The sequence below is a fragment of the Pararhizobium sp. P1_E7 genome (assembly GCF_056405855.1).
The window spans coordinates 1-1,089 of sequence record NZ_JBFUBH010000223.1 but is presented as its reverse complement, the minus strand read 5'-3'; the positions used below and the strand labels follow the sequence as shown (position 1 = coordinate 1,089).

Annotated in this window: 1 protein-coding gene; it reads right to left on the bottom strand. The window is 55.2% G+C overall.

The window, feature by feature from the left end; all coding sequences use genetic code 11:
* Positions 1–181, bottom strand: a 181-nt coding sequence (locus tag AC1D17_RS29070; RefSeq protein ID WP_477568652.1) for a hypothetical protein, incomplete at its 3' end; no start/stop codon positions are given.
* Positions 182–1,089 lie beyond the last annotated feature (908 nt).

Sequence of the window (1,089 nt, the reverse complement as noted above, 5' to 3'; positions counted from 1 at the left end):
GGGCCATGTTCGCGGCTGGTTCATTCGGCGTGATGGCGATAGCGGCGGCCTGGGCGTTCCGTCTGTTTGCGGCCTTTTCGAGTATCACTGCGAACGATCCCAGAGGAATCCCGTCAGCGCGCAGCAACTGTCGTATCAGGGGGTCTCTTAAAACTTCGGACATGGTCAATTCTTGTGCCACTGCGTTTCTCCCTTTTTTCAGCATAACCTATCAGAGTGACGTAACAGGGTCGTGGCGGTTCGCGTGTAACATCGGGCACAGGCAGAGAGGCAGAAGGCACTCGCGTCGTCAGCCTAAGCCATTTGCAATGTGGATTGTTCAGTCTGCTCGTCGGGCCAGACGAGACTTAGAGCGGCTATCAGCGGGCACTGACACGCCGCAATTGGCAGATTCGCGGTGATGCTGGTTGCAGCATCGGCCAGACCGTCCTGCTGAAATCTGTAGCGAGATGAACTATTATCACTGCCTGCGCCAGCGCGATGCGAGAGGTGGCGGTAGTGGCATGAATACGGAGCACATAATCTATTAGGCAATGGGCCTCTGATTTCTGTATCTCGCAGTGGCCGGTTTCTTTATGCATAGGGCCCGCACGACTTTGACAGGCTWAATAGGCTTGTTAGTTTTTTTGCTCGTCGTGTCGATGTAGGCACCCATTCGAGGCGATGCCTTACGTAGCCGCCTTCCATCATCAAAAAGACGGACTGCGCTGCAGTAGTTCGGCAACCGTGCATTGTTCGTTCAACGACCGTTCATGATTGATTTAGCGAAAGGCAATGTTTGGTTTGACGTGTCGGCGTCCTCGTTCTGAATCAGGGACGGCGGCGCTGAAAACAGAAGCGCAGGGGATCACCGACAGCGTGATYAAGCGCCCCCGTCGTTCATCCATTGGGCGAGATCATCGCAATCCATTTGATCACGGTTCAGTAGCCGCTCGCGCTTCTGCAGCGCAAGTGTAAGGCTTTGTTCGTCGCACCCACCGTGCTGAAACTGTTCAATGAGGAACCGCGCCGCTCTTACCCATGAGTCCCCAAGGTAGCCGGCATCCGTGAGCGCGCGTTGGAGCGCGTTCATATCACTAGAGTCGAGAT